We start from the raw sequence: 4011 nt of genomic DNA, 5'->3' as shown, positions 1-4011 counted from the left end.
AAAGCTCGTCATCTTTTTTTGAAGTGACCTTCATCTGCTTTAAAGCTGCCCATACTGAAGGGACAGCACAATCAAAATGTGCCGCAATTTCCCGTAAAAAAGCATCTGGATAAGCCTCTACAAAGGATTTCAATTCCTCTAAAGGAATCTTTCGGTTTTTGACGACTCGCTTTTTCCTCTCTAAGTGTCCTTGTTCACGTAAGTTCTTTTCCCACGTGAAGAGAGTTCTGACGCCGACATCAAAAACCTTGGCTGCCTCGACATGGCTGTGCCCCTCTTTGATGTAATCTAATGCTCGCTGTTTAAAATCTGTACTATATGCCATAGCTTTATTATAACATGCTTGTTTGAAACTAAGCAACTATAACATTTTCCAAGGTAAATAATTAGAATGGTGTTCTAATACAGACACGCCTAATTTACCTTTATTATATTTTATAGACCTACTAAGTAAGTTATAAGCCTCCGTAGCACTTTTAGTGAAAAGCACATTGTAGTTACTGGCACTTAGAAAATTTTTAATTTTTTTCTTAACAGCCTCATATTCATTAGAAAAAATTAAATCATTTTTTGAATTATGTCTCTTAATGTTTATTGGAATTCCTGAATAAACTTCTGTTAATTTATTAACAACAGCTTTTGGCTTGGGAACTGTAGCTGCATTATCAAAATAAATAATATCTGATGTTTGAAAAGAAAATAAATTCCTCAACATATTTCACCACTTTGAAAATCTACTACCATTAAAAATTTCTACTTCCTAAGATTTAAAATTCGATTTATGTAATACATTGTATTGGCACATCTTTTTGGGAAATACAACTGAACCATTTAATACTACTACAGAAACTTCATCACTACTATGGCTTCTGCTGACTTCTCATGATTCCTTGTTACTATGCTTTAGGCGCTCATGAAACCTCACGGAATCAGTCCCAGATCTTTCTTCCTTTATAACAGAGGACGTTAAAAGGTTACAGTGAAAATAGGAAATCGGACGCAGAGTCTTTGGACTCTAGGAAGATTTATCTTTTTCACACAAACCTTAGTCCGAATTCAATTACTTTCATGACTTACAGATATAAGTTACGACTACCTATATAAACTTTAGAGTTCTTGGCTATCTCATCTGCTAGATAGGCTTTCCTAGCACCTCTCTGTTCCTAGAACCAGGATTTCGCTATTCTTTCCTCTAACGTTTTTTACTCTAACGTCAGAGTCTATCTCCAGACCGTCTTCGTCCGCTACCTCACGATAGTCAGGATTGAGGGGCGCTGTTGGGTTCATCGGTAGCTAGTGCCCACAGAGGACTTGTTCCTCAGATGTAGGCCATGACCCGTCGTACCTAAAAAACTATCCGACCTTAACTTAAGACCAGATAGTTCATCATTTTTATTTTTCAGCTGTAAGGGCAGCCATTGTGATGTAGTTGTATGGTTTGTTGAAGTGTGGCAAGAAGAAGAGGTCTGTCAATGCCAATTTATCAATTGTTACATGCTCTTGGATAGCAAGTGAGAACATGTGAATTCCCATGCTGATTGAAATATCGTGTGAAACCATTTGGGCACCAAGAATTTCACGGCTATCTTTGTCAAAGACAATCTTAATCGCTACTTCATGGTTATCGTGTTTCATGAATTCTGGTTTTTGAAGATCGTTAAATCCTGTCTCAGTCGCATTGTAACCTGCAGCTTTTGCTTTTTCAAGAGTCAAACCAGTTGAAACCATGTGAAGACCATAGATTGAGATACCGTTTGAACCTTGAACACCGATTCCTTCCAATTCATGTCCACAAGCATTGTAGGCACCAACGATACCAGTACGAACTGCGTTTGAAGCAAGGGCGATGTAGCTTGTGTCTTTACGAGCATTATCATAGACAGTCGCACAGTCACCAACTGCAAATACACCTGGAATTGAAGTTTCTTGTTTCTTATCTACAAGGAAAGCACCATTTCGGAAGAGTTCAATCTTACCGTCAGCAAGAGCTGTGTTAGGACGGAAACCAACCGCAAGAACAACCATATCCACATCAAAAGTTTCTTTATCGGTAATCAAGCGTTCAACTTTACCGTCACCTTCGATTGCTTTAACAGTTTGACCAAGAGCCAAGCGGATGTTGTGGTCTTCCAAGTTCTTCGCCATCATTTGTGTAAAGTCTTTGTCATAGTAACCGTTCAAGACAGTATCAACGATATCGACAAGGACAACTTCTTTTCCAAGACGCTCAAAGGCTTCAGCAAGTTCAACACCAATGTAACCACCACCAACAACGGCGATACGGTCAAGGTGTTGGCTCTTGTCAGCAAGTTTATTGATCACTTCTTCAGCGTTTTGGTACAATTTCACGAATTGTACGTTTTCAAGAGTTGCTTTAAATTCGCGGTTTCCTTTAAGAATTTCAACACCTTCTATTGGTGGCAAGATTGGTGTAGAACCTGTAGCGAAAATCAATTTCTCGTATGATTCTTTGTGCTCTTTTCCTTCAACTTCGGCTGTGACTACTTTGTTATCATAGTCGATTGAAAGAACAGGTGAGTTCATGTAAACCTTAGCACCTTTAGCTTCCAATTTTTCTTTATCAGAATAGAACAAGCCTTCAGCACCGTCAATTTGATTACCAATCCAAAGAGCCATTCCACATCCTAGGAAAGAGATGCTAGAGTTTTGGTCAAATACAACAATTTCGTTCTCATTTCCAAAATTATCCAACATAGTATTAATACATGCTGTACCAGCATGGTTAGCACCGACTACAACAATTTTACTCATAAAAAATTTCCTACTTTCATTCTAAATTTACCTTACTAGTATACCATTTATTGTCAGCGTTTACCAGAGGTTTGCTATTACTTTATCATTTTTTATCAAAAACAATTCTCCATTTATCCTAATTTCAAGCCTAATGAATTTTTTTTAAGCATATTTCTTGACTTTTTCCAAATTTAATTTATGAAAATTCTAGCTTTATGGTATTATAATAACATGAAAATAAAATACAAGGTCTTCCATTTATATAATTATTTGATATTGCAACTTATTTTCTACAAAAGAAAAAAGTTGCTAGCTTGCCTCTTCGTTCACATTCTGAACTCCTAACGGGAACCACTATCACTATTTCATTAGTTAATGAGTGAGCAGATATCTTACTCCAAAAATCCTTTGATTTGCTCAAAGAGCTTGAATACCATTTCAATGCCAATAGTCAAGAATCTGAGTTGATGGAAATCAATTATCAAGCAGGAATAGCCCCCGTCACTGTTCATCCAGACCTGTTTGAACTGATTTCACTTGGTTTAGAACATAGCCTAGCACTCTATAGCCAGCTCAACATCAGTATTGATCCTCTAATTCAAACCTGGCGCATTGGTTTTTCAGATGCCAAAGCTGCACAACCTCAAGAAATTGAAGCGGTGCTGTCTCTAATCAATCCTCATGATATCGAGTTAGATTCTTCTACTTCCATTGTATTCTTAAAGCAGAAAGGAATGAAAATCGATTTAGGTTGTTTAGTCAAGGGTTATAGTGCAGATAAAGAGTGCCCAATTTCTTAGAAAAGAGGGTATGACTTCTGCCTTGATCAATCTGGGAGGGAGTATCCTGACCATTGGAAAAAATCAGGCAAGAGGGGATAACCCTTGGCAAATCGAGATTCAAGATTCAGCCAATCCGAGGGGAAATCACTTAATGACCATTCCCGTTGTCAATCAATCTGTCGTGACTTCAGGCATTTATGAACGTCACCTGACAGTCGATGGACAAGATTACCATCACATTTTTGACAATAGACTTCCTGCAAAACTAGAATCCTAGTTCATGATTGATAATACCAACAATCAAATTCATTCGTAATCCGAAGCGTTTACGATGATTTCGATAGGTTGTTGAAAATATTTTAAACGTTTTCATAGTGAAATGAAATAAGAACAGGACAAATCAATCAAGACAGTCAAATCGATTTCTAACAATGTTTTAGAAGTAGAGGTGTACTATTCTAGTTTCAATCTACTA

At 37.2% G+C, this 4011-nt stretch carries 2 protein-coding genes and 3 pseudogenes; 1 reads left to right on the top strand and 4 read right to left on the bottom strand.

Translation table 11 applies throughout. From position 1 onward, the window contains the following. The 3 genes and pseudogenes from HT723_RS10780 to HT723_RS10770 form a co-directional block, all read right to left on the bottom strand. Nucleotides 1–325 (bottom strand): annotated as a pseudogene (locus HT723_RS10780) (IS630 family transposase); the annotation flags it as partial. A 36-nt stretch (nucleotides 326–361) separates the two neighbouring features. Further along, the gene (locus HT723_RS10775) at nucleotides 362–715 is read right to left on the bottom strand and encodes an aminotransferase class V-fold PLP-dependent enzyme (RefSeq protein ID WP_000945719.1); all 354 of its coding nucleotides are present in this window, start codon (nucleotides 713–715) and stop codon (nucleotides 362–364) included. A 677-nt stretch (nucleotides 716–1392) separates the two neighbouring features. Next, nucleotides 1393–2772, bottom strand: coding sequence for an FAD-dependent oxidoreductase (locus HT723_RS10770; RefSeq protein WP_000036801.1), 1380 nt, complete (start codon nucleotides 2770–2772; stop codon nucleotides 1393–1395). A 296-nt stretch (nucleotides 2773–3068) separates the two neighbouring features. Between HT723_RS10770 and HT723_RS10765 the strand changes: the two are divergent. After that, a pseudogene (locus HT723_RS10765) lies at nucleotides 3069–3789 on the top strand (FAD:protein FMN transferase); the annotation flags it as partial. A gap of 12 nt (nucleotides 3790–3801) precedes the next feature. On the opposite strand, the pseudogene HT723_RS10760 reads toward HT723_RS10765, so the two are convergent. Next, a pseudogene (locus HT723_RS10760) lies at nucleotides 3802–3909 on the bottom strand (IS5/IS1182 family transposase); the annotation flags it as partial. Nucleotides 3910–4011: the final 102 nt, after the last annotated feature.

Origin of the sequence: Streptococcus sp. 2106, from assembly GCF_013277315.1 — a bacterium.
GTDB classification, from domain to species: Bacteria; Bacillota; Bacilli; order Lactobacillales; family Streptococcaceae; genus Streptococcus; species Streptococcus pseudopneumoniae.
This window is presented reverse-complemented; position numbering and strand designations above follow the sequence as displayed.

What these genes read in the sequence shown, in the direction of transcription:
- HT723_RS10775 (WP_000945719.1), bottom strand. Translation starts at nt 715, where the DNA reads ATGTTGAGGAATTTATTTTCTTTTCAAACATCAGATATTATTTATTTT.
- HT723_RS10770 (WP_000036801.1), bottom strand. Translation starts at nt 2,772, where the DNA reads ATGAGTAAAATTGTTGTAGTCGGTGCTAACCATGCTGGTACAGCATGT.